1 rRNA gene is annotated in these 3394 nt (G+C 56.8%); it reads left to right on the plus strand.

The annotated features are described in order from the left end of the window. Positions 1 to 270: 270 nt before the first annotated feature. Positions 271 to 3394, plus strand: a 23S ribosomal RNA gene (locus tag ACH45N_RS28010); the annotation flags it as partial.

The raw sequence follows: 3394 nt of genomic DNA on the forward strand, positions 1-3394 counted from the left end.
TAGGACTGGTGGGTGGGGGGCGTGGGAGGTTGGGTGTTTCTGACTGGATACGGGTCACTGGGTTGCATACTAGACCAGCCGGCTTGCCGGTGGTGGTGGTTGCGGGTTGCCTGGTGGGTTCGTCCGTTGCTTGAGAACTGCATAGTGGACGCGAGCATCTTTGAATTTTTCCAAGACCGCTCGGCGATGACACGACTGGCAAGGCTTTTGGGTCTTGGTGGTGGGGGTTGTCGACGGGTGTGTTGTCTTGGTTTCTGTGATTGTAGTGTTGCTGAAGTTTTTAAGGGCACATTGGTGGATGCCTTGGCACTAGGAGCCGAAGAAGGACGTTGTAGCCTGCGATAATCCTCGGGGAGTTGGCAGACGAGCTGTGATCCGAGGGTCTCCGAATGGGGGAACCCAGCCGAAGTCATGTTCGGTTACCCGCGCCTGAATGTATAGGGCGTGTGGAGGGAACGTCGGGAAGTGAAACATCTCAGTACCGACAGGAAGAGATATTCCGTGAGTAGTGGCGAGCGAAAGCGGATGAGGCCAAACCGTATGCGTGTCAAGCTGTCAGGCGTTGCGTGTGCGGGGTTGTGGGACCTTCTGACCAGATCTGACAGTCTGGTAGCCAGTAAGAAAGTCGTGTCATAGTCGAACCGGGTTGAATACCGGACCGTAGTGGGTGGGAGTCCCGTAGACGAAATGGTGCGGCCTGGTGGAGGGGATCCCAAGTAGCACGGGGCCCGTGAAATCTCGTGTGAATCTGGCAAGACCACTTGCTAAGCCTAAATACTACCTAGTGACCGATAGCGGACAAGTACCGTGAGGGAAAGGTGAAAAGTACCCCGGGAGGGGAGTGAAATAGTACCTGAAACCGTGTGCCTACAATCCGTCGGAGCCTCCTTGGTAGGGGTGACGGCGTGCCTTTTGAAGAATGAGCCTGCGAGTTAGTGCTCGGTGGCGAGGTTAACCCGTGTGGGGTATCCGTAGCGAAAGCGAGTCCGAATAGGGCGATTCAGTCGCCGGGTCTAGACCCGAAGCGAAGTGATCTAGCCATGGGCAGGTTGAAGCGCCGGTAAGACGGCGTGGAGGACCGAACCCACCAGGGTTGAAAACCTGGGGGATGACCTGTGGTTAGGGGTGAAAGGCCAATCAAACTTCGTGATAGCTGGTTCTCCCCGAAATGCATTTAGGTGCAGCGTCGCGTGTTTCTTGCCGGAGGTAGAGCTACTGGATGGCTAATGGGCCTCACCAGGTTACTGACGTCAGCCAAACTCCGAATGCCGGTAAGTGCAAGCGCGGCAGTGAGACTGCGGGGGATAAGCTCCGTGGTCGAGAGGGAAACAGCCCAGATCACCGGCTAAGGCCCCTAAGCGTGTGCTCAGTGGGAAAGGATGTGGAGTTGCACAGACAACCAGGAGGTTGGCTTAGAAGCAGCCACCCTTGAAAGAGTGCGTAATAGCTCACTGGTCAAGTGATTCCGCGCCGACAATGTAGCGGGGCTCAAGCACACCGCCGAAGCCGTGGCACTCACATTGCGTTTGATCGCAAGCCCAGCACCAGACTTGTTCTGTGTGTTCAGGTGTGTGGGTGGGTAGGGGAGCGTCGTGTGGGCAGTGAAGTCGCAGGGTGACCTAGCGGTGGAGCCTACACGAGTGAGAATGCAGGCATGAGTAGCGAATGACGGGTGTGAATCCCGTCCGCCGAATGACCAAGGGTTCCAGGGCCAGGTTCATCCGCCCTGGGTAAGTCGGGACCTAAGGCGAGGCCGACAGGCGTAGTCGATGGACAAGGAGTTGATATTCTCCTACCGGCGAAGTACCGCCCATACCGAGCCCGGTGATACTAACCACCCCGAGCCACCGCCGAGACCTTCGGGTCTCACTGGTGGGGAGGCGTGGGACCTGATCCGGTAGTAGGTAAGCGTGTTAACAGGGGTGACGCAGGAAGGTAGCCAGGCGTGGCGATGGTTGTCCACGTCCAAGGTTGTAGCCCGACACCTAGGCAAATCCGGGTGTCATTTAAGGGTGAGAGCTGATAGTGACCGTGTATGCGGGAATCTGGTGATCCTATGCTGCCTAGAAAAGCCTCGACGCGAGGGACTAGCCGCCCGTACCCTAAACCGACTCAGGTGGTCAGGTAGAGAATACTAAGGCGATCGAGTGAATCGTGGTTAAGGAACTCGGCAAAATGCCCCCGTAACTTCGGGAGAAGGGGGGCCTGAACCGTTAACCCACTTGCTGGGGGACGCGGGGAGGGCCGCAGAGACCAGGGAGAAGCGACTGTTTACTAAAAACACAGGTCCGTGCGAAGTCGCAAGACGATGTATACGGACTGACGCCTGCCCGGTGCTGGAAGGTTAAGAGGACGGGTTAGCTTCGGCGAAGCCCAGAATTTAAGCCCCAGTAAACGGCGGTGGTAACTATAACCATCCTAAGGTAGCGAAATTCCTTGTCGGGTAAGTTCCGACCTGCACGAATGGCGTAACGACTTCTCCGCTGTCTCAACCGCGAACTCGGCGAAATTGCACTACGAGTAAAGATGCTCGTTACGCGCAGCAGGACGGAAAGACCCCGGGACCTTTACTATAGCTTGGTATTGGTGTTCGGTGCGGTTTGTGTAGGATAGGTGGGAGACTGTGAAGCTCGGGCGCCAGCTCGGGTGGAGTCATTGTTGAAATACCACTCTGATCGCTTCGGATGTCTAACCTCGGTCCGTGATCCGGATCAGGGACAGTGCCTGGTGGGTAGTTTAACTGGGGCGGTTGCCTCCTAAAATGTAACGGAGGCGCTCAAAGGTTCCCTCAGCCTGGTTGGTAATCAGGTGTCGAGTGCAAGTGCACAAGGGAGCTTGACTGTGAGACCGACAGGTCGAGCAGGGACGAAAGTCGGAACTAGTGATCCGGCGGTGGCTTGTGGAAGCGCCGTCGCTCAACGGATAAAAGGTACCCCGGGGATAACAGGCTGATCTTGCCCAAGAGTCCATATCGACGGCATGGTTTGGCACCTCGATGTCGGCTCGTCGCATCCTGGGGCTGGAGTAGGTCCCAAGGGTTGGGCTGTTCGCCCATTAAAGCGGTACGCGAGCTGGGTTTAGAACGTCGTGAGACAGTTCGGTCCCTATCCGCTGCGCGCGTAGGAAACTTGAGAAGGGCTGTCCCTAGTACGAGAGGACCGGGACGGACGAACCTCTGGTGTGCCAGTTGTTCCGCCAGGAGCATGGCTGGTTGGCTACGTTCGGAAGGGATAACCGCTGAAAGCATCTAAGCGGGAAGCCTGCTTCGAGATGAGGTTTCCATACACCTTGTGTGTGAGAGGCACCCAGCAGACCACTGGGTTGATAGGCCGGATGTGGAAGCAGGGACTGAAGACCTGTGGAGCTGACCGGTACTAACCTGCCGATAACTTCA

Source organism: Promicromonospora sp. NPDC019610, assembly GCF_044389365.1.
Taxonomy (GTDB): domain Bacteria; phylum Actinomycetota; class Actinomycetes; order Actinomycetales; family Cellulomonadaceae; genus Promicromonospora.